The sequence below is a fragment of the Shewanella sp. UCD-KL21 genome, assembly GCF_001957135.1.
In the GTDB taxonomy this organism is placed as follows: Bacteria; Pseudomonadota; Gammaproteobacteria; order Enterobacterales; family Shewanellaceae; genus Shewanella.
Genome location: NZ_MPHK01000017.1, coordinates 54356 through 76101, shown reverse-complemented (window position 1 = coordinate 76101; position 21746 = coordinate 54356). Strand labels below are relative to the sequence as shown.

Annotated in this window: 17 protein-coding genes, 1 other RNA gene and 3 pseudogenes; 11 read left to right on the top strand and 10 right to left on the bottom strand. The window is 42.2% G+C overall.

Translation table 11 applies throughout. The features are described 5' to 3' along the window. Positions 1 to 69: 69 nt before the first annotated feature. From BM739_RS14880 to BM739_RS14865, 4 genes are all read right to left on the bottom strand, one after another. Positions 70 to 645, bottom strand: a complete 576-nt coding sequence (locus BM739_RS14880) for a BON domain-containing protein (RefSeq protein WP_076541971.1) — start codon at positions 643 to 645, stop codon at positions 70 to 72. Next, complete coding sequence (locus BM739_RS14875) at positions 642 to 1235, bottom strand: phosphoheptose isomerase (RefSeq protein ID WP_076541969.1); 594 nt, start codon at positions 1233 to 1235, stop codon at positions 642 to 644. The genes BM739_RS14880 and BM739_RS14875 overlap by 4 nt, the downstream gene beginning before the upstream one ends. Positions 1236 to 1316: 81 nt before the next feature. Next, a complete protein-coding gene (locus tag BM739_RS14870) occupies positions 1317 to 1655 on the bottom strand; it encodes a YraN family protein (RefSeq protein WP_076542027.1) in 339 nt (112 codons plus the stop codon). Beyond that, positions 1655 to 3478 carry a penicillin-binding protein activator gene (locus BM739_RS14865; RefSeq protein ID WP_076541967.1) on the bottom strand — a complete coding sequence of 608 codons (1824 nt, stop codon included), beginning with the start codon at positions 3476 to 3478 and terminating at the stop codon, positions 1655 to 1657. Before BM739_RS14865 ends, BM739_RS14870 begins: the two co-directional genes overlap by 1 nt. An 89-nt stretch (positions 3479 to 3567) precedes the next feature. On the opposite strand from BM739_RS14865, the gene rsmI reads away from it, so the two are divergent. Both rsmI and rnpB read left to right on the top strand, forming a co-directional pair. Further along, complete coding sequence (gene rsmI / locus BM739_RS14860) at positions 3568 to 4410, top strand: 16S rRNA (cytidine(1402)-2'-O)-methyltransferase (RefSeq protein WP_076541965.1); 843 nt, start codon at positions 3568 to 3570, stop codon at positions 4408 to 4410. A 113-nt stretch (positions 4411 to 4523) separates the two neighbouring features. Next, an RNA gene (rnpB, locus tag BM739_RS14855) (RNase P RNA component class A) lies at positions 4524 to 4867 on the top strand. Between the two features lie 62 nt (positions 4868 to 4929). Here rnpB and BM739_RS14850 read toward each other — a convergent pair. Together BM739_RS14850 and BM739_RS20670 are read right to left on the bottom strand one after the other, a co-directional pair. Next, positions 4930 to 6201, bottom strand: a complete 1272-nt coding sequence (locus BM739_RS14850; protein ID WP_083698187.1) for a YeeE/YedE family protein — start codon at positions 6199 to 6201, stop codon at positions 4930 to 4932. 472 nt (positions 6202 to 6673) lie between these two features. Continuing rightward, positions 6674 to 6856: pseudogene (locus BM739_RS20670) on the bottom strand (hypothetical protein); the annotation flags it as partial. On the opposite strand from BM739_RS20670, the pseudogene BM739_RS14845 reads away from it, so the two are divergent. The 7 genes and pseudogenes from BM739_RS14845 to BM739_RS14820 all read left to right on the top strand — a co-directional run. Continuing rightward, positions 6856 to 7218: pseudogene (locus tag BM739_RS14845) on the top strand (phosphotransferase family protein); the annotation flags it as partial. The pseudogenes BM739_RS20670 and BM739_RS14845 overlap by 1 nt on opposite strands. An 85-nt stretch (positions 7219 to 7303) precedes the next feature. Continuing rightward, a complete protein-coding gene (locus BM739_RS14840) occupies positions 7304 to 7852 on the top strand; it encodes a histidine phosphatase family protein (RefSeq protein WP_254843555.1) in 549 nt (182 codons plus the stop codon). Beyond that, positions 7849 to 8034 carry a hypothetical protein gene (locus tag BM739_RS20565; protein ID WP_254843554.1) on the top strand — a complete coding sequence of 62 codons (186 nt, stop codon included), beginning with the start codon at positions 7849 to 7851 and terminating at the stop codon, positions 8032 to 8034. The genes BM739_RS14840 and BM739_RS20565 overlap by 4 nt, the downstream gene beginning before the upstream one ends. 90 nt (positions 8035 to 8124) lie before the next feature. After that, a complete protein-coding gene (locus tag BM739_RS14835) occupies positions 8125 to 8871 on the top strand; it encodes an SDR family oxidoreductase (RefSeq protein ID WP_076541963.1) in 747 nt (248 codons plus the stop codon). Positions 8872 to 9126: 255 nt separating this feature from the next. Beyond that, complete coding sequence (locus BM739_RS14830) at positions 9127 to 10296, top strand: BamA/TamA family outer membrane protein (RefSeq protein ID WP_076541961.1); 1170 nt, start codon at positions 9127 to 9129, stop codon at positions 10294 to 10296. Positions 10297 to 11510: 1214 nt separating this feature from the next. Further along, positions 11511 to 13643, top strand: coding sequence for a bifunctional 2',3'-cyclic-nucleotide 2'-phosphodiesterase/3'-nucleotidase (locus tag BM739_RS14825; RefSeq protein ID WP_076541959.1), 2133 nt, complete (start codon positions 11511 to 11513; stop codon positions 13641 to 13643). 317 nt (positions 13644 to 13960) lie between these two features. Next, positions 13961 to 14260: a DUF3144 domain-containing protein gene (locus BM739_RS14820; RefSeq protein WP_076541957.1), complete on the top strand. Its 300-nt coding sequence runs from the start codon at positions 13961 to 13963 to the stop codon at positions 14258 to 14260. Between the two features lie 154 nt (positions 14261 to 14414). Here BM739_RS14820 and BM739_RS14815 read toward each other — a convergent pair whose 3' ends face one another. Further along, entirely contained in the window at positions 14415 to 15071 is a 657-nt protein-coding gene (locus BM739_RS14815; RefSeq protein WP_076541956.1) for a DsbA family oxidoreductase, read from the bottom strand. A 336-nt stretch (positions 15072 to 15407) separates the two neighbouring features. Here BM739_RS14815 and BM739_RS20735 point away from each other — a divergent pair. Further along, positions 15408 to 16357, top strand: a pseudogene (locus tag BM739_RS20735) (LysR family transcriptional regulator). Between the two features lie 67 nt (positions 16358 to 16424). Continuing rightward, positions 16425 to 16850 (top strand): DUF6491 family protein, encoded by a 426-nt coding sequence (locus BM739_RS14805; protein WP_076541954.1) that lies wholly within the window; start codon positions 16425 to 16427, stop codon positions 16848 to 16850. A 48-nt stretch (positions 16851 to 16898) separates the two neighbouring features. Here BM739_RS14805 and BM739_RS14800 read toward each other — a convergent pair whose 3' ends face one another. The 3 genes from BM739_RS14800 to BM739_RS14790 all read right to left on the bottom strand — a co-directional run bounded on the left by BM739_RS14800 (position 16899) and on the right by BM739_RS14790 (position 21728). After that, a complete protein-coding gene (locus BM739_RS14800; protein WP_254843551.1) occupies positions 16899 to 18569 on the bottom strand; it encodes a hypothetical protein in 1671 nt (556 codons plus the stop codon). Between the two features lie 266 nt (positions 18570 to 18835). Then, entirely contained in the window at positions 18836 to 20056 is a 1221-nt protein-coding gene (locus BM739_RS14795; RefSeq protein WP_076541952.1) for a threonine/serine exporter ThrE family protein, read from the bottom strand. Positions 20057 to 20393: 337 nt separating this feature from the next. Next, on the bottom strand, positions 20394 to 21728 hold the full coding sequence (locus tag BM739_RS14790; RefSeq protein ID WP_083698186.1) for an MFS transporter: 1335 nt from the start codon (positions 21726 to 21728) through the stop codon (positions 20394 to 20396). Between the last annotated feature and the right edge of the window lie 18 nt (positions 21729 to 21746).

Sequence of the window (21746 nt, the reverse complement as noted above, 5' to 3'; positions counted from 1 at the left end):
TTTTTTAAAGACTAAAAAGCCAGCATTAAGCTGGCTTTTTAGTTGGCGCTAAAGGCCTATTAAAAGCGCTTAATTATCTTTATCGACATACTCAAACACTTTAATGACTTTACGCACCCCTGAGGTATTACGGGCGATATCAACTGCAATATCTGCTTGTTCGCGATCGATTAACCCCAGTAAAAATACCTCGCCGTTTTCCGTGATCACTTTAACTCGGGTCACATCCAAAGCCTTCTCATTTAGCATCCGAGTTTTCACCTTGGTTGTTACCCAAGTGTCGTTGCTGCGAGTGGTAAATGAGGTAGGGTTGCCAATACGAATTTGATTATGTAACTTGCCGCCAATTTCCAACTCTTGCACCGTTTTAATGGCTTTATCACGCAACATTGAGTTAGGAGATTGGCCAATCATCAATACATTACTGTTTAATACCACACCGGTAATATTGGTCTGGTTATGGATGTCTTCATGTTTTGCCAGAGCACTGGTGATTTCAAAATCAGCATTGGTGTCACTGATTTGCGTAGACATACTACGCTCATCATTGACCATTTTGGCTCCGCCAACAGCACCAACCATGACAACGCCAGCGCAGCCTTGAAGCAGGAAAAGTATTGCTATGACAAGAGCCGTTTTTATCATGCTTGCTCGTCCTGTGGGAACAGAGTGCGGTCAATATTGTCACATAAGCAGTGAATCGCTAATAAGTGAACCTCTTGAATACGTGCAGTGACATTAGAAGGCACTCGCACTTCAACATCGCCAGCGCTCATCAAGCCCGCCATCGCGCCGCCGTCTTTACCGGTTAATGCCACAATAGTCATGTCACGGCTTAATGCTGCTTCCATGGCTTTAATGATGTTACCTGAGTTACCGCTGGTTGAAATCGCTAATAAAATATCACCAGGTTGACCCAGTGCCATGATTTGCTTTGAGTAAATTTCGTCATAGCTGTAATCGTTAGCAATAGCAGTAATGGTTGAGGTATCACAGCTTAACGCGATTGCTGGTAACGGTGGACGCTCAATTTCATAGCGGTTTAATAACTCGGCAGAGAAATGCTGCGCGTCGCCAGCACTGCCACCATTACCACAGGCTAGGATCTTGTTACCACTTAAAAGACATTGCACCATCATTTCAGCCGCTTTCTCAATCGACTCTGGTAATGCTTCAGCAGCATCAATCTTGGTTTGAATTGACTCTGTAAAGCTATCTTTAATACGTTCTAACATGGGTTAAATCCTTACAAGGTAAAGTGTCGCTAGCATGCTTTATATCGTTAATTGAGCAGCATTATAGCTAAAAATAGTCGTTTAAAAACACCCCTGAAGCCATTGAATGTCGGTTGTGTTAATGGCAACCATATCAAAACGGCATGGGGCATTGATTTTATGGGTTTGTATATACTGCTGAGCTGCTTTTCTGATGCGAGAGATCTGTGCTGCAGACAGGGCGGTGAGTGCGCCGCCAAATTGGGTTGATGAGCGAAATTTTACCTCAACAAATACCCAAGTTTGTTGGTCGCGCATGATTAAATCAATTTCACCAAAGCGGTAACGCTGATTTTGGGCGACAAACTGTAAGCCTTGTTGCTCAAGGTAAGTGCGTGCGGTTAATTCAGCCTGTTGGCCTTGACCTACCGTTGACGACATCATAATGGGCGCAGCTGGCCTCGTTGGTATTTGCCCCAACTGAGTTTACGCTCAATCACGCCATTTTCATCCACCGATAATGCGCCACTTCGGCCATTAAACTGGTAGCCAGGAAAGGCGCGCATTTGCGCTAAACGATTGACTAAATCAAGAGCGTCATAACCCATGATGTATAAACGCTTTTGGCTGTTATTCCAATTGCTCCAGAGTTTTTTGACCATGGTGGTTTCAGTATTAGTGCCCATTAACCAAGGGATATCGCTGATCATCAGGTTATTAAGCTCTTGAGCTGATTGAGTCGAGCTGCCACTTAAACGGCTGCGGCTGGTGGTATACAGAGCAACCGGATCGGAAAATACACTAAAATTGACGTCAAGAAACGGCTTTAATAGCACTAAATCTTTTGCGGCTGAGATCATGTAAATGGCATCAATATCACGACGCGAGCGAAAGTCAGCTTCAATATTGTTGCCAATCAGCTCTTTTATTCTAGCAATACGTGCCTGGCTGTCTTTAACACCTAAGGCTTCTTGCACAGTAAGCTTCATCTGATCGCCGCGATCATAAAAGTGGACTTCGGCATTGTCTTCAGTTAACTCAAGCCACTTTTCATTAAAGCTTTCAGCCATACGTTTACCCGTGGAGTCATTACTGACTAACAATAACGGTAGCGTTATGCCATCTTCATAGAGTTTTTGCGCAGCATCACTAGCTTCTTGTGCTGGCGATAATGAAAAGTAAAACTGATCATTTTTTGGGGTAAAGCTGTCGGTTTGATTTAAATACAGCTGCGGCACGGTGAGTAAATCTTGCTCATTAAGTGCTTGTAGCTCTTCAACCGCGGAAGGCAATAGCGGCCCAATCACAAATTCAGCACCAGCAGCAATAGCAGCTTGATAAGCTTGCTCAACCCCAAGGTTAGTGTCAAAGAAATTAAGCTCAACATTGTCTTCAAATGCCGCCATATAGCTGGCAATTAAACCTTGTCTAATGGGTTCTGCAACACTGGCTCGTCGGCCTGTTAACGGCAATAACACCGCAATATTTTGTGGTTTAAAAGGTTTGGCATTTAAGGCTTGTTCTAAATCTGATGGCAGTTTTGCAGCGCCAGGGTGATTAGGGTTGGCTTGTTGCCACTCACCTAAGTAACGAACTAACTGTGAAGGGTCAACCGCATAATGTTTGGCAATGTAGGCTAGCTGCAACCAGCCTGAAAAAGTGGGATTGCTGCGATCACCCATAAAGCTTTTAATGGTTTCTTCATGCAGTGGTTGTAGCGTGCGCCAAATGGTGTCATTCACTTCAAAGGCTTGCTGCTGCGGAAGATATAAACTGAGTAAACTTAATTGTCTAAGCTCATCAATCGGCTGCTTAGTTTGATTATATAAGCGGGCTTTATATTGATGATAGGTGACTCTTTGCCATTGAGGTAATTTCCACTGGCTAGGATAGCGTAAAATCGCTAAGGCATCGGCATCTGAACTGGTGTTTTCAGCCACCCGCGCAGAAAGGTAAATATACTCAGCCTGAATGCTTGAATCACTTTGCAAATCGGCTTTCATTGAGGTCAAAAGCTTGTTTGCAGCAACAAAATTGCCATCATTGATATAAGCATGTGCGGCAAGTAACAAATAGCGGTCACGTATTTGTGGCTGCTGAGCATTGCTAGCTGCAGATAAATAAACATTAGCTGTTTGTTCAACGGATGCCATTGAGCTATCAATAGCCTGTTTATTTTCAGTAGGTTGAGTCGCACAACCAAATAACACGGCTGATAAAATGGCGGCGAAAACAAATTTAGTTGTATTCAGTCTTTTTAACACAGGGCTTCACTCTGGTAAGATGCTGTCTCTAGTTTAACCTGCTCTTTCACTTGGCGAAAGTCTTGATGATAGTCAATACAGAGGTAGTTATGGACCTATCGGTCGCACTTTATATCGTTCCCACTCCTATAGGCAATTTAGGAGACATCAGCAGCCGTGCAATCGAGGTGCTTAATAACGTTAAACTTATTGCCTGTGAAGACACGCGTCATAGTGGCAAATTGCTCAGTCATTTTGGCATTGAGACCCGTAAAACGGCGCTGCATGATCATAATGAACGCGACAGAGCACAGTGGATTATTCAAAAATTGAGTAATGGTGAAGCTGTGGCACTCATTTCAGATGCGGGTACACCGCTGATTTCAGATCCTGGCTACCACTTGGTCAAACAGGTGCGTGAAGCGGGTTACAATGTTATTCCGTTGCCGGGCCCTTGCGCTGCAATTACCGCCTTAAGTGCATCAGGCTTGCCGTCTGATCGTTTTTCATTTGAAGGCTTTTTACCTTCAAAAGAAAAAGGCCGTTTAGATAAATTATCAGCACTTAAAGAAGACTCAAGAACCTTAATCTTCTATGAGTCACCGCATCGCATCGTGCACAGCTTAGAGTCAATTGTGGCAGCATTAGGCGAAGACCGTGAAATTGTCATGGCCCGTGAAGTGACCAAAACCTTTGAGACCTTTTTATCTGGCGCAGCAGGCGCTGTACTACAACAAGTTAAAGATGACTTAAATCAGCAAAAAGGCGAAATCGTATTAATGATCCATGGTCACCGCAGTGACAGTGACTCAGAAATACCCACAGTGGTGATTAATACCTTAAAACTGCTGTGTAAAGAATTACCCCTTAAAAAAGCGGCGGCATTGGCGGGTGAAATTTACGGCCTTAAAAAGAATGCCCTTTACAAATACGGTTTAGAAATCGGCCTATAGTGAATAAGTTAAGTTTAGTGGCTAATTCACCTCGTTAAGGTAAGTTTGATTTGGTTTGCCCCAAAGCCATATTTTAGTTGGTGTGTTGCAGTTGCTTAGGCTATAATCCGCGCCGAGTTGGCCAGACAGTTGCCGCGTTCGCAAGAGCGGGGAGGAAAGTCCGGGCTTCAAAGAGCAGGATACCAGGTAACGCCTGGGCGGTGTAAACCGACGACAAGTGCAGCAGAGAGGAGACCGCCAACTTCGGTTGGTAAGGGTGAAAGGGTGCGGTAAGAGCGCACCGTGCGGCTAGTAATAGTTCGTAGCAAGGTAAACTCTATCCGAAGCAAGACCAAATAGGGTCCCGTATGGCGCTGCTCGCGTTGGGACCGGGTAGGTCGCTTGAGCCTGTGAGCGATTGCAGGCCTAGATGAATAACTGTCCAAGACAGGACCCGGCTTATCGGCCAGCTCACCTAATAGTACGAAGCCCGCTTATCGAAAGATAAGCGGGCTTTTTGCTGTCTAGTCTATCAGCAATCTATTTCATTACCGCTTGTTGGAAACGGTTACCTGCAATGGCGCCGATGACCAGTACCAGTAAATATACCCAGCCAGATAATGAGAAATTAGCAATGGGGGTGAACAATGCGCCGACATTACAACCGTTAGCAAAGCGTGTTCCAAAGCCCATTAATAGTCCCCCTAAAGCAAACAGTGCTAGCTGTTTGGTGGAGTGGTTTATGGCAAATGAGAATTTAAATTTACCCATAAATAACACCGCAATGAGCGTGCCTAAGAAAATCGCCAAGTTTTGTACTGATACCCCGTGTTCAAAAAAAGGCGTGCTGAACATGGCTTCAGGCCGCTGGCTTATTTCGGTAATGGTGCTCATTTCAACCCCAAACATCATTAAACCTTTAGCAAACCAAATGCCAAAGGGGGTCGATGCGCCCCAGCCTGAGCCAGTACTTGCCATCATGATGCCAAAAATAACGGCGATAACTAAGGCTGTGGTGCGCATTTGCCACAGGTTGGCGAACCAGTTTTGGTATGTTTTTCGGCTAAATAATGAGAACGATGTATCTTCATCACTGTTAACGCTTTGGGATTGAAGCTGTTGACGCTCAATTTCACCGGCGACACCTAAGTATGAGCCTTTACGGCGACGATAGTTTTCATATTTTTTGGCAATAATCACCACGGTCAACGCTAAAACTATGGTCACTAAAATTGACATGAAGTAACCATTTAGCGGTGTGCCAGCAAACAAATCGGGTAAAAACACCCCTTTACCTTGATAGCTTGCTGATGAAAACCAACTATCCGTTATCCAGCTTTGGCTGCTTTGTAATGGAAAGCCAAAAAAGACCCCCGCGCCAAAAAACACTAAGGTGATTGCAGCTCTTGGCACATCACTGACAAACTCCACCATCATCCCTGTTGCGCAGCAGCTGGATAAGCTCATACCTGCGCCAAACATGATGCCGCCAATCAGTAGCCCAGCATTGATGGGGTTAATCCATAAATCATAGCGCTGGCTGTCAGCGTTAAGCAATAAACCGGCATTGATGATGGCAGTGATGACAAACATAAACATCAGGGTTTGTAGTAATTGAGTCGAGCCACGGCGGTAGGCCCGGTTAATGCTGCCTGCAAAACCGATGGTGCCTTTGGCTAACGCAAAGCCTAAACTAAGACCTAATAACAAGCGTAAAAAAAGCCCGTCATTGGCTAACTGAGTTGCACCAACTACTAAGGTTAATAGCAAAATGCTTACGGCCATCACCGCTTGATTTTTATTTATTTCCACAAGAACAACCCATCACACCTGATAACAAAATTAAAACAGAAATTAAACAAATGGTATGGTTTTCAATTGTTTAAATGTATCTGCTATTTTTAGGGGGATTATGGTGAACTCGCCTGTAGGTGTCTATCACCATCGGCTGTTTTAACTAGACCGCTTTGTCATAACTCATGCAATAAGGTGAATTATGATGATAATTATTTTATGCCTGAACCATGAGATAGTTCAGTTACCTATTTGATTATTCCTACATAGATAAAAATAACGTGGTCGCTATATTGGTTGGCTTATCATTGAATTGTTATTAGTAATTATTCATATTTGAAGAGTTAATCATTACCTATAGTAGAATATCTAGTGTTTAGGCGACAATAAAATAGGGCGCGATAGTGATTGTATATCATCGATTACCACACTAAACCACATTCTACTGACCCCTTTAGTAAAGTAAGGAGTGTGTGAGTTACGGGTTAATTTATTCCTGCTTGTGCTCAATTCTTATGTCTAATTCTTCCTTTGCTATTTTCAACAGTTTATCCCGCATCCAACCATTTAGTGGGACTTGCTCCGCTTGTTTATGCCAATACATATAGACAGGTAAATCGGGGACTTCAAAGGGCAGCTCTAGCACACTCACGGGCATTTTATCTTTGAGTAGATTGGGAATTGGCGACCCTAGGTGATCTATTAATGGATTTAGGTAATATCTTGGCCTATTGGGTAGAAGCTGATGATGACTTTTTAGCGCAATCCACAAGGCGGCAGCCAACCCATTTACAAGGGATGTTTACCCGTAAAGAAGTGGTCGATTATTACTGTAAAAAAGTGGACATTGATGTTGATGAATTCACTTTTTATGAAGTGTATGGCCAGTTTCGGTTAGCGGGGATCGTGCAGCAAATTTATTATCGATATCATCACGGTCAAACAAATAACCCCGCTTTTAAGCGCTTTTGGGTCTTTGTTCATTATTTATTGTGGCGCTGTAAAAAGGCGATTTCTCAGCAGGGGCGTTATTAATAGAGTTGCTGTTAATAAACTGGCAGTGCATGATAATTTTAGCCACTTAACTGAGTAAGCATCATATTTCGAGATAGGACTCACGATGAGTAAAATTTTTCTAATTCGTCACGGCCAAGCCAGTTTTCATGCCGATGATTATGATCAGTTATCTGATTTAGGCATTGAGCAGGCTAAGCTGGTGGGGCGATATTTAGCTAATAAAACCATTACGCCAGATCTCGTGGTAACAGGCTCAATGTTACGCCATCAGCAAACCGCGCAGCATAGCCTAGATACCTTTGGTTTGGCTGATGATGCGCTGATAAGTTTAACTGAGCAAGATGCTGGCTGGAATGAATATGATCATCAAAATATTCTCGGGGCGTATCATCCTGAATTTACCAGCCCCAGTAAAATGCGTGCATTTTTGGCTCAAGAGCCCGATCCTCTCGCGGCTTTTCAGCAGCACTTTTTCGGCGCTATGCAGCAGTGGATACAGGCATCTGCAACGGCCAAGCATAATGACAGTGGTCCATATACCGAATCTTGGGCAGAGTTTCAGCAACGGGTCACTGGTGCCTTTAAGCAGTTAACGAGTCAACATCACGGTAAAACCTTTTGGTCTATTCATCAGGTGGGCCGATTAGCGTGATTGCCAGTTTATTATTGGGATTGCCGCTAACACAGTTTGTCGATATTAATTGGTCGTTAGTCAATGGCGGCGTGACCAAAGTGGTGGCCAGAGGTCAGGACAAGCAGTGGTCATTGTCTTCATTAAATGAGCACGATATATTTGAGCAACAAGGGGATAAAAGGATAATTACTTACACCTAAGTGCTTATTTTTGCTGTGACCGCGCCTAAAAGTGGGCTTAAATAGTCCATGCAAATAATAAAAATAACTCATCATAAAATGGATAATAAGATGCGAAAAAATATTTTGATCACAGGGGCCAGCTCAGGTTTAGGTCGAGGAATGGCCATTGAATTTGCAAAACAGGGATCTAACTTAGCGCTGTGCGCGCGCCGAATGGATAGGCTAGTTGATCTCAAGGCTGAGCTAGAACAAATTAACCCGCAAATTAACGTGCTGATAAAACCCTTAGACGTGAATGATCATGATGCGGTTTTTAGTGTTTTTGATCAATTTAACGCTGAAATGGGCCAGTTAGACCGCATTATTATTAATGCGGGCATGGGCAAAGGTGCTTCCATTGGTACTGGGTATTTTAATGCCAATAAACAAACCGCTGAAACCAATTTTATTGCTGCGCTTGCACAGGCTGAGGCGGCAATGGCTATCTTTAGGGCTCAAAATTCAGGCCATTTAGTCACCATATCATCAGTCAGTGCAGTACGTGGTTTTAGGCGGGCAATGACAGTTTACGCAGCCACTAAAGCAGCGCTAACATCTCTTAGTGAAGGGATACGTATTGATGTAATGAATACCCCGATAAAAGTGAGCTGTATTCACCCTGGTTTTATTCAAAGTGAGATCAACGAAGGGGTTGAAAAAATCCCCTTTATTGTCGATACCGAAACCGGTTGTAAGGCTTTAGTTAAAGCGATTAATAAAGAAAAAGCCAAGGCTTTTGTGCCAGGTTGGCCATGGGCAATATTGCATTGGGTATTACGGATTGCACCTGTGAGTATTATCAGAAAAATGAGTTAAATCATTTGCTTAAATTAGAATTATAATTGGCCTATTTATCCTGTGATAGATAGGCTTTTTTATATTCACACTGCACTGAATCTTAGTTGTTATGGGATTGAATGGTTCGATCCTTCGACAGTGAGTCGAAAAGCTGCTTTAATTAAGTAATAATTTCTACTGTTTGTGCTGCTGAGTTTTATCGTGCTAACCCTTGTAGATACTTTGGGGCAGTTGATTCAGTGCTAGTATTCTTTTTACTTGGTTAGGTAGGTCATGTTTAAAAAAATCTCATTATGTATTTTAGCTATGGCCTCTTGGCAAGTATCTGCTGAACAGTCTTATTTTTTTGATGAGCAAGATGGGCAGTTTGATCTTGGTCATCACCTCGCTGAAAATGCCTATGGTTTTTTACCTGTTCCTATTTTAATTACTGAGCCTGCAATTGGTGCTGGTGGTGGTTTAATGGGGTTGTTTTTACATGAAACCGACGAAGAAAAAGAAGCTCGTAAACAAAAAGCGCTTGAGTCTATTGATGGCGGCGCCCAGCTAATTCCCGCAGCAATGACCTTGGTGGGCGGCGGCGCAACGGCCAATGGCACTTGGTTCGCCTTTGCGGGTCACCGTCATACTTGGTTAAACGATAGCATTCGTTATACCGGCGGCGCAGGTGCAGCTAAGGCAAATTTAGATATTTATACCAATTTAGGTGGCTTGCTACCTGAAGGGAAAAACCTCAAATTTGATACCACCACCGAAGCTTACTTTGCAATGCAAAAACTGCAGTTTAGAGTGGCTGATACGCCATTATTGTTGGGCTTAAAACAGCTATGGTCAGTGTCCAGTGTTTCGTCGTCAAACGCAGTAGTAGATTGGTTTTTACAAGCTGCACTGGGTGATAAACATACCACCTCAGGTCTTGGCTTAGTGGCCGAGTATGACACTCGAGATAATATGTTTTTTCCGAAAAAGGGCTACATTTTATCGGCTGAGTACATGTTATATGATGAGGTGTTAGGTTCTGACAGCCATTACGGCACTTTAGATACCAGTGGCGAATTTTATTTCCCTATCGCTAAAAAGTGGACCTTTGCGGTCGCTGCCAGCTATGAAGAGTTGTATGAGAAAGACACCAACCTTTCACCAACCACCAAGCCTTATGTTGATCTTCGTGGTGTATCTGCATTTCGCTATCAAGGTGATCAAGTCGGCACTTTACAGGCGCAGTTGATGTATCACATAGATCACCGCTGGACGGTATCGACCTTTTACGGTTACGGCCAAACAGAAACTGAATCTATGCAAGATAATAGTGAGTCAGTCAATGCCTATGGTGTCGGCTTTCGCTATCAAATAGCCAGACGTTACGGCATTCATATGGGGGTTGATATTGCCGCCAGTGAAGAGGAACGAGCACTTTATTTTAACTTAGGCTCGGGTTTTTAATCGTCAAGCAGACACTTAAGCACATATATATTGGCAATCATTTTATATGTGCTCATACCCTTATAAGCTCGATTTATTAAAGTAGTAGTTAATATTATCTGTCTGTGATTAAGCGTCTTCTGATAATTACCCCCACCCATGCTGATAATTAATTGCACAGTTTTTTATTGGTTTGTCTCTATAGGTGTGTACTTATATATCTGTAATTATATTTCTGTGCTTATAATCTGTGTTTAATATATTCGAGTTTAATTTTTACGTTTAACTTTAACAATGTAATCATTTTGTATCTACTGCAGGTGAGTAGTGGCTTTTTTATTTCCGAGATTTACAATCTATTCTTTATTGTTGGCGGATTAATTTTTGAAATTTTAATTTGGTACTGACAATTAAATGTTTGCCTGGTGTTGTGGTCTAGTTTACTTTTTGATTGCCTGGTGTTTATTTTGTGGTGCGTGGTTGTTGCAAATAAGTGTGCGTTTAACGATTTATAAAATCGACTTTATATGCTTAAATTATCAACGCGATTAAATGCGTTGTGTTAGGTTTTTTATGTTTTGATCAGATTTGAAATTTATTGATCATCTCAGCAGTAAGCTTGCTCTAAGTGGGCTTAATCTTAAAATGTATCTACTCCTTTCATATTTGTTATTTAAATTATCTAATAAAATCAGTGGTAAACGGTTAATTTACTGTCGGTTTTAAACTGGCGTTTTATCTTATCTATTTGTACTTTAATTATTTTGTACTTTTTATTTATCTAATGTGTCTCTTTCAAGACAATTAGCAGTGTTACTTTTTGTGTATATGATTAGGATTAATATTTTATCCTTTAGGGTATTTGTTTAATATATATTCGATTTTTATGTTAATTGGGCTGTTTGGATGAGAGGGTTTAAGCTTATGAATAATCTTAAACTATTGATTGCTCATTCTTGGTTTGTTTTTTGAGCGATGTTTGTACTTTTAGTTTTTATGTTTGTTATTTATTTTCTGTGTTGTTGTTTTGCTGGTTTTAAATTTAAATGTTTTTCTTGTTTTTTGTGAGTTTCGCTCTTGGCTGAAATAAAATTTCACTTTACTTATTTGTATGTTTTATTTAATTACTCCCGCCTTTACTGATGTTGAATGTATTATTTAGATTTATGGGCTTTCTTAATCTAGGGTAATAATTCGGCATGCAGACATAAATAAAACAATTATCTGGAATAAATATGAAATTTAACGCTAAGAAGCTTCTGCTTGCTACCAGTGTTGCTGCAGTACTTACAGGTTGTAATAGCTCATCAGACGATAAATCAATTAGCATGGAAGTCCGTTTGATGGAAACGACGGATATCCATACTAACGTGATGCCATACAATTACTTTGCGAGTGCAGAGCACAACGAAACTAACTTACCTGAATGGGGCTTAGCGCGTACTTCTCTAGTGATTGCCGACACTCGCGGTGAAGTATTAAACAGCATGTTGTTTGATAATGGCGATTTAATCCAAGGTAGCCCAATGGGCGACTACATGGCGGCATTAGGCGCTGAGCATCTTAAAGGTGAAAAGCATCCCGTTTACAAAGCGATGAACCATTTAGAATATGATGCAGCTAACTTAGGTAACCATGAGTTCAACTATGGCCTTGAATACCTAGATGAAGCGCTTAAAGGTTCAGATTTCCCTTATGTTAGTTCAAACGTATGGAAAGCAGATAGCGAGCTTGAAAAAGTCAGCAATGCAGCAGATGAATGTGAAGTACGCATTACTGAAGATTTTTATGACACCGCTGAAAATATGTATAACCCATATGTCATTTTAGACCGTGAGTTTATTGCCGAAAATGGTGAATCATACAATGTGAAAGTCGGTGTCATTGGCTTTACACCACCAGATATTATGGGCTGGGATGCTTCGCATCTAGTGTGTAATGTGATGGTTTCAGATATCAAGAAAACCGCTGAACATTTTGTGCCTATGATGAAAGCTGAAGGCGCAGACGTTATTGTTGCTATCCCGCATTCAGGCCTTAATGACAATAATGATGAGTTTGCTGAAAACGCAACTTTACACCTTGCTTATGTAGACGGTGTTGATGCCATTATGTTTGGTCACGACCACCGTGAATTCCCGAATGCAAATAATGAATACGGTGAAATTCCAGGGGTTAATCCTGAGCTTGGTTTGATTAATGGTATTCCAGCCATCATGCCAGGTTTCTGGGGTGCTAAGTTAGGTGTGATTGATCTTAAACTTAAATCTAGCGATGACGGCGAGACATGGACGGTTGACCATTCTTACTCTACAACCGAGCTACGTTCACTTGTGCCTAACGAGTCAGATGTCCTTATCGAAGACTTAGTGGCTGAAGAGCATAAAGGTACCGTTAAATACATGTCAGCAATGATTGCTGAAATTGATGTCAACATGAACAGCTTCTTCCCACAAGTGGTACCTGACTTATCTATTCAAGTGGTTAACGAAGCGCAACTTCACCAGTTAAATAAGTGGAAAGCAGAAGGCGAGTTTGCTGATGCTTCAGAAGATGCGATTTTCCTATCAGTATCTGCGCCATTTAAATCTGGCCGTAATGGCGGCGCCGATTACACCAATATTCAAACTGGTGAGCTAACTAACGCCTCAGTTGCTGATATCTATGTATTTGATAACAATACCCCTGCCGTTTTAAAAATGACCGGTGCGGATATGAAAAACTGGATTGAGTGGGTTAACTCAAATGCTTATAACAGCTTACCATTAGCTGAAGGTGAGACTTTCCTTGTTGAAGGCTTCCCAGGTTATAACTTTGATGCCTTCTACGCTGGTTTTAATCAGTCAGGTGAAGGGCTACTTAAGTACACTGTTAACGTTGAAAAGCAATCAAAGTACACCAACATTAATGGTTGGGAATTTGATACAACAGACAACAGCCAGTTAGTTGAGCTTACTTATAACGGTGTTGAAATTGCTGATGACGCTGAAATCTACGTGATCACTAACAACTACCGCGCATCTAACTCGCGTATGCCAGGTGTTGATAAAGCTGAACTAGTTAAAGAAGAAGCGGCATTTAACAACCGTGAATTGGTGCAATTCTACTTAGCTGATCGTTTAGCTGAGCAAGAAGGTGATAACACCTTAGCCTTCCCGAACGCTAAAGTATTTGAGCTTATCGCGCCAACCACAGAAAGTGTGTCGTTTAGCTCTGCAACACTTGATGAAGGTATTCGATGTGCAAGCAATGAAATCACCGGTCTGTCTACAGACGGTGAAGAAGGTACTAAAGCCGGTACTGAAGGTTTCACCATCTACAACTTTAACTTTGATTACAGCGGTGAATTCAACTGTACTGCCAAGTAAGTTAACCAAGGTGAAAGTCTAGCTTAGGCTTGTATTTCACATCATAAAAACCCTACTTCACTTTGAGTATAAAGTAATAAGTAGGGTTTTTTTATGCCGTTTGATTTTAGCGGCAGCGGTTTTGTTCTTGTTTTTATTGCAGAGAGTGACAGATAGTGACAGAGAGTTACTGACAAATAGAGGCGGCTCACAGTAAACCACAATCAATACTGCAGAGTGTGAACAATATTAAGGTTTATCAGCCCAAAAGCACGTAGGTTATAGGCATATCAATTAAATTTGCCAGTCTAGGCAGCTCTTATATCAAGGACTTTAGAATGTTTGATTCAAAACCAGATAACGCTTTTTTCGATCGCGCTAGTGACTTTATTAAACTTGCTAACGATCACAATCAAGACCCACAAGTAAAAACCGGTGAGGTCAGCGCATCATTTATGTATGCTTTGTCGCGTTACAATGCATGGTTTAGCTCTACTGGTTTCGAAAATGAAGAGCAAATGCAGCAGAAAAAAGCAGAGATGGTAGCGTATTACGTTGAAGAGTATCGCAAGCTGCTTGAAGGCAATATGGAAGATTACATCAAAAACTTTGACCATTACCGTAAAACGCAAAAGTAAATTTATTGCTGAGCGCAGCTCAAGTATAGCTAACTAAAAATCCACTATCAGTGCATCTCTAAGAGAATCGATAGTGGATTTTTGTTGTTATTGAAGCTGTTTATTCGAGGGCATTTGAAACATTTGCCGCAAAAGAAACATCTCACCCTAGCGATTAGTTACTTTCTAACTCTGCCAATAATTGCGTCAGTACCTGTTTATATGACTCAACCGGATGGGCGCCATTTAAGGCGCTAGTGCGGTTAAACACCACTGTTGGTACAGAAGATATTCCCGCTGCGGTCCATTGGTTTTTCTCAGCGCTGATATGCGCTCTGATGTCGGGGTTATCTAATAATGCCATGGCCTCATCGACGTTAAGCCCAATAGCAGCCAGTTCATTGGCCAATACCGCTCTATCTGAGACATCTTTATGCTCAGTAAAATAAGCGCTAAACAAACGTAATTTTAAGTCAGTTTGTTTATCAAACCCTTTGGCGTAATCCAGCAATATATGGGCATCAAAGGTATTAACGATATGCATGTTGTCGCCAAAGTTAAACTCAAAATCGAATTCGGCGCCGCGCTGGGCAATATTTTCTCTGGCTTTGGCACTATCTGCAGCACTTGAACCATATTTACGCGCCACATGTGCACGTAATTCTTCACCTTCTGCCGGCATATCAGGATTGAGCTCAAAAGGTTGCCATTCAAGTTCAACTTTGTCTTCTATCCCCAGCTCTTTAATGGCTTGCTGCAAACTTTTGTAACCGACCACACACCATGGACAAACCACATCTGAAACGATATCGAGTTTAATTTTATCTGGCATAAAATACCTTATCTTGCTTTGTGATTAACGACTTTAAATAATATAAACTGATCATTACAAGTCTGTATTTAATATAAAAATAACCTGTATATTACGTGATTTTAATCTCTGGCGTGCAAACTTTTAACGAGCTTATTAACTGGCATACGAGCACGGACGTTAATCCAGCTGCTGGCCGTAACTGCTGGTAATAAATGGCGCCATTCACTAGCAGATAACATACCGAGGTTACGCATAATTCATCTGTGCTGGTATGCAAGCTATGATTAGTTTAACTAAAGTTAGCTAGGTACGCTTAATCGAGCTTATTTGAATTTGCTTCCAAGGACATGATAAATGCAATCGATTACTAAACAGCTGAGTCTTTTTCTTGATGTGGTGCAACAGGGGTCGTTTACTAAAGCGGCGGCATTGCACGATATGGATAACTCGTTACTGTCAAAGCAAATCAAAAAGTTAGAAGCCGAGTTAGGGGTGCAATTACTGAATCGCTCAACACGGTCGTTTTCATTAACCTCAGCAGGCGAAGAGATCCTCGAACAAACCCAGACGTTATTAGATACCCTAAATCAAATCCAAAATATTGCCGACTCATACCAGTCTGAGCCCAAAGGGATTATTAGAATTACCTCGTCTATCTTTTTTGGTCAGGAGTATCTGCAACCTGTCATCAGCCAATTTATGAAGCAATACCCCAATGTAAAAGTGACCCTGTCATTGGATGACAAGCGCGCTGATATTATTTCTGATCACTTTGATGTGGCTTTTAGAATTGGCAAGTTAACAGAGTCGAATTTGATTGCTAAAAAATTGCCAAGACCCACTTTGCCATCTTGGCATCAGAAGCCTTTTTGGCAGAGCATGGCCACCCGCAAACCCCAGAAGAGTTAATTCAATTGCCTGCGGTTATTTATAGCAATGGCAACGTCATCTTAGATCAAATGCACTTATCCCAGCAGCCCCATGGTGAGCAATTTAAAAGTTATAAAATGCAGGGGAATTATAAAGTCAGCGATGTCAGAACCATTATTGAAGCGGTGAAGGATGGCTTAGGTTACACTCATATTGATTTATTTAATTTAAATCAGTCGATTACTGAGCTTAAATTAGTGCCATTATTAACCAGCTATTCACTTTCCACTATGGATACCGGCATATATGCTGTCTATCCACACCGTAAGCAAACACTGCTAGTAAGTGAATTTATTAAAGCGGTGCAGCAATATATTGGCACGCCGCCGAGGTGGGTTGAGCACGTACCGAATTATAAAAACTTGTACAAATAAGCCTCAGTTCATGTTAGTTATTGTTTATATTGTATTTAGTCACAATGGATTAAAAGGGCGGTAGCGCATGTCTGTAAAAAACTTGATTAGCTTAGGATTAATGTTATTACTCGCGGGCTGCGCGGCAACAGAAGCCAGTAAGCAAAAAGCGGCCATGTATCAGTTTGATGAGTTGCAGCAGGTGAATTCAATTAAAAATTTTCGTCTTGATAGTTGGCGCAGTATTGATAGTCGTAGCTTATTTATTGATGTGCGCCCAAGGCAAAGTTATCTACTCGTGCTTGATGGCGTTGATAATAATCTGCAGTTTGCTCAAGCCTTATTAGTGTCATCGAAACTAGGTACAGTTGAAGCGGGTTTTGATATCGTATCTACCGCGGCCGATCCGCAATTCACCACCCGAATCAAAAGCATTTATCGCATTAACGATAAACAGCAAGAACAACAAGTAAAACAAAAAATAGTAGGCTTTTCTGCGGTTAAAAAGCCTTAGTAGTTAGCGAGTAAAGTTAAGGTTGCAGAAGTAACGACAAGTATCAGTTTAAAAACGATTTTTTACTTGAAAGCGCCACTCCCAATCATCGACATATTTACCGCTGGTAAAGGGTACGGCAAAATCAATATGGCCGACACTGCCGTAGCTGGATTTTGATGAATATACTCTGGCACCAATGCCAATGCTGCCAATGGGGGAGTTGACCTCATTATTGTCATCAGGCCCGCCAAACGCCTGACCCACATCCACAAAGGTGGCCCAGCCAAGTTCAGCAAGTTGATATAAATTGATGTTGGGATAATAGCGAACCTCACCCGTGAGCAACCATTGATTATCACCATATTGGTAGTCGTTAGGATAACCTCTCACCCCTGTATCATCACCTAAGGCAAAGGGAGCATCGAGATAATTATTTTGCGAGCTGGCTAAGCGAGTTTTAGCGTAGGCGGTCCATTTAGGATTAATGTGGTGGAAGTATTCGCCTTGGATGCTGATATTATAGTAATCGGCTTGGCTGGTGTTAAAGCTGGCTTCGCCAATAAGATTAAATAAGAATAAATTATCTTGTTGTTGATAGCCTCTACTGCTATTGACCGTTAAGTGATAGCCCACAGAAGATGACTCGGCAACATCGCGAGTCTCAATGCCTAATTGCACAAAGTGACGCCAGCCCAAGTTAAAGTCCTCATGATTATTAATCAGATGGATATTAGTAAACACCTTATAATCATCTTGTAAGTACTCATAACTTACCCAAGGGTATAAAAAGTCTCTGTCTTCAGGCAAGGCTTGATTTGGGAAGGTCTCACTGGGTTCAAATAGGTGTTTATCTTGGGTAAAACCTAAGCTTATTCGTGATAAATCTGCCTCTGTTTTATCAATAAGCCTGCCATAGCCGATAGCGGCATAATCGACATTATGCTCAAACTCGTTAACGTCTTGGCCATTTTGTCTTAAGGTATCAATACGTTGGTCGGTTAAGTATTCTGCGAAATACCTATCGGGGGTATCTAGTGAGTAAAACGGCTTATTAAAATATAGCTGGGTTGCTTGACCGTCACTATTATCATACCAATTGGCTGCAACAGTGGCGTGCTTGATGAATTTTAGTGGTGCTGAAATGCCAAATTTATAGCCGGTTCGATCCGCATTTGACTGATATTTAAAGCGGGTTTTAATGCCGCGTCCCATCAGGTTATCTTCTTTTATCCCGACTGAAAACTTAGTTTCACCACCGCTAGAGCTTAAGCTGAAGGTGGGCAGGAGTGACCAATTATCCCAGGTTTCCACCACCACAGTATCTTGCTCATTCTCGGCGCTAGGATCTTTTTCTGCGAGGTAAATTTTGGCTTCTCGCAGGTAAGGCTCGGCTCGCAGTAAGCGCTGGGATTCAGCAAAGGTTTTTTGATTTACCTCATCGCCTTCAGTGAAGGTGAGTTTATCGAGGATTGTTGCTTCAGTGGTGTTGATATGCAGCCAGTTGGCCCAGTGATGAATAAAGAAGGCATCAGGGTCTGATTTATCAAAAATAGCATTGCTCTGCACGATAATGTTATCGACAGTAAAGGGTGTTGACTGGTTTTTGCTGTTTGTTATTACCAATGCTGAGGCTGAATGCTGCAGCTTGTTCATTTGCTCAGCATGCGCCGCGGCGACAGAGATAATCAAGGTAATAACAAGGATAATGGCTAAAGCGCAATTAGCGCGAATTATCACAATATTATTGGTTTTTATTATGGTACCTACTCAATTATTTATAGAAGGGATAGCTAATTAAGCTATTGAGTAAATAGCATTTAAAATTTCAACACCTGAAATTAAATGCCTTATCTTAGTATGGCGGGTATTTTGAATTTCGCTGCTTTTTTGCGTAAAAATGAACAAGGGAGCAATGTGCTCCCTTTTAGGTGTTGGTGTTACCGAGGACTATCGTTAAACGGCCTTTTTCAAAGGCCATTTTAAAAGGGCGATTATATAAGAAGCTATAAACTTCGCTTTGGCGGTACGATGACGTTAGCGAAAATAAGCCCAGCGATCAGTGACATAAAGATCAAGAACACTTGCGAGCCAATATGGGCCTGATTGAGCATGGTTTCACCTGAAATCATTGCGTTTAAGCCGATATAGGTTTTACTGCCGGGCACCAAAATAACAATACCTTGCAACAGGGCAATGGATACCGGCGCTTTCATCCAACGGGCAAATAAGTTGGAGTAGATCCCCACCGCCAGTGCGCCGACAAAGATGCCAATAGACTCACCTAAATATAAGCCGCCAATCATGGCTGAAAAATACGCCACGATACCGGCAAAAATGCCCCAAGGTGAATCTTTAAGGCGGGCTTTAAAGATAATCACTAACGCCATTGATAGTAATGGCACTGCCGCCCACGAGGCATAAGTTGGCAGCGCGTAAGGCTCAATATGCACCGATTCGCCAAACATAACTTTACCCAGAGTCATGCCTAATACGGCGCCAAAATACAGCTTAAACAGCAGCATCATCGCATCCATAATTCTGGCGGTGCCTGAGATGAGATCCCGCGCGGCTAGCTCCGCAAGCCCCAGTGTTAATGCTAAACCGGGAATAAAAATAATAATCCCAGAGAGGATCACCACAGGAATATTAATACTGGGGTCTAATATGGCAATACCGCAGGCAAGAATCGCACATATCACCGCCGCAAGGGGCTCAAGCATTTCTGCCATTCGTGACGAGCGCTCAGCCCAAAAAACCATGCCATAAACCAGTAGCCCTAGCATGGCTGACCAGAACACATCATTCCAACTGGTGTCCATCAGCATCGCAAATGCACCGGCGCTGACGCCAAAAGACAGCAAGGTTAATTTATGGCCGTAAGGGTTAGGCTTGTTGGCAATTTCTTCTAGGCGATTAAGGGCTTCAGTTAAGGTGCGCTGACCTGTGGTTAGCTCTTCAACTAAATCAAATGTGCGGGCAAGGGAGCCTAAATCTAGCTCCCCTGGTTTGACCCGCGCCACATGATTATATTCTTGCTCAGTATCATGCTGTAACACGAAGGTCATTGAAGTGGGCGAGATCAAAAAATAGCCTTCAATCCCCAAGGTAGTAGAGACCGTTTGTAAATGGGACTCAAGACGATATGCCGGGGTGCCAAATTTGTGCAACGCCTTACCTAATCTTATGATAAATCGGCGTTTTTCAATGAAGTTGTCATCGTTCATTTTGCATGGTCACTCTAGGGTAAAAGGGAGTCGTTATTTGGCGCGCATAGTAACCGAAATGTGCTTTTCTGAATACCTACATTTAGCTATTTTTACGATTTTATCAGTCGGTTAAAAAGCATTGGCATAATTTAGCTTATACATACTGTAGACCAAAAATATTTCAGCTGAGCTGTTAAAGCTCAAAGCGTGGATAAAAGGGGGGATTAAAGGCTGAGGTTAGCGACGAGCCATGTTGATTGTTTGGCTGTGAAACCAGCAAGCGGGCTGGTATCTATGATGGCAATGTTATAGCTAACGGCCTAGGTATTAACCTAAGCCGTTGATGATAGATTAATTAAAGCGACTGACTGTCTTTAACGATAGTGCTAGATGCTTTAAATAAATGGATCGCACCCCATGCCAAAATAATCATTGAGATACTGAGAGAATAGCGCAGTGATTGCTCGCCAAACTGTGGTACTAAAGCGTCACTGACCATGCCAACCACTAATGGGCCAAAGCCTTGACCTAAAATTGCCATACACAGCATGGTTAGCGCCACCGCCATGGCTTTCATTTTAGGCCCAGCAACGGTTTGTACTGCGGCAAATGATGGCCCAGTTCCAGTTGATAAGGTAAATACCCCTAAAAATAATAGCCCCAGTGCCAGCGTTGAGTTAGCAACTAAAAAACTGCCGATAAAGATTGGAATGACAATCACAAAGCAACATGCTGCCCATTTCACTTCCCAGCGCTGATCTTTAGCAATAATCTTAGGGGCTAAAAATGCCCCTGCCAAGGTACCAAACAAGGTACCAAAGCCCATTACCGAACCATAAAGAACACCGACTTCTTCAAGGCTCATGTGATGGGTTCGGATTAAAAATGACGGTAGCCACTGCACAATGCCATAATTACCAAACGCGCCCATAGATAGCCCTAACATCAGGTTTCGATAGGTTCTTTGTGTTAGCAAAGACTTAATGGTCGCCAAAAGGTTGAGCTTATCATTATCAGCATTGGTGAGCGGATTGCTAACACTATCAAGGCCTCTGTTATCTTTTACTGTCAGCCAAACCACTAAGCCCACAATTAAGCCGGGCAGGCCCATAAAGATAAAGGTCATTTGCCAACCCACACTGTTGGCCAGCAAACCGCCTAAAATTAATCCCGCTAAAATACCAACAGTGCCGCCAGCTTGGAAGATACCAATCGCAAAGGCTTTTTGTTTACCGGGAAATAAGTCCCCCAGCATGGCGTGACTGGCAGGAATACAGCCAGCCTCTCCCACCCCGACGCCAATTCTGGCTAATAGCAGTTGAATGAAATTAACTGACATACCGCAAGCTGCGGTCATGGCGCTCCACAGCGCCACGCTCACTGAGATAATCAACGGACGATTATATTTATCTGCCAGTCTGGCAATGGGAATACCAAACACAGCATAGAAAAAGGCGAACGCAAAGCCGGTTAACAAACCTAGTTGCGTATCAGAAAGGCTTAAGTCATGCTTTATTGGTTCGATTAACACCGACAATACGAAGCGATCCATATAAGCCAAGGCGCATACTAGCGCCAGCATAAACAGCACATAATAGCGATTGGTCGCCTTGCTATCTTCGGCAGTTGCGGGCAGGTTTTCGGCATTTAATGCGCCATCGTCGCTGATGACATTGCTGGAACTTTTCATAAATGATCCTTGTTATTA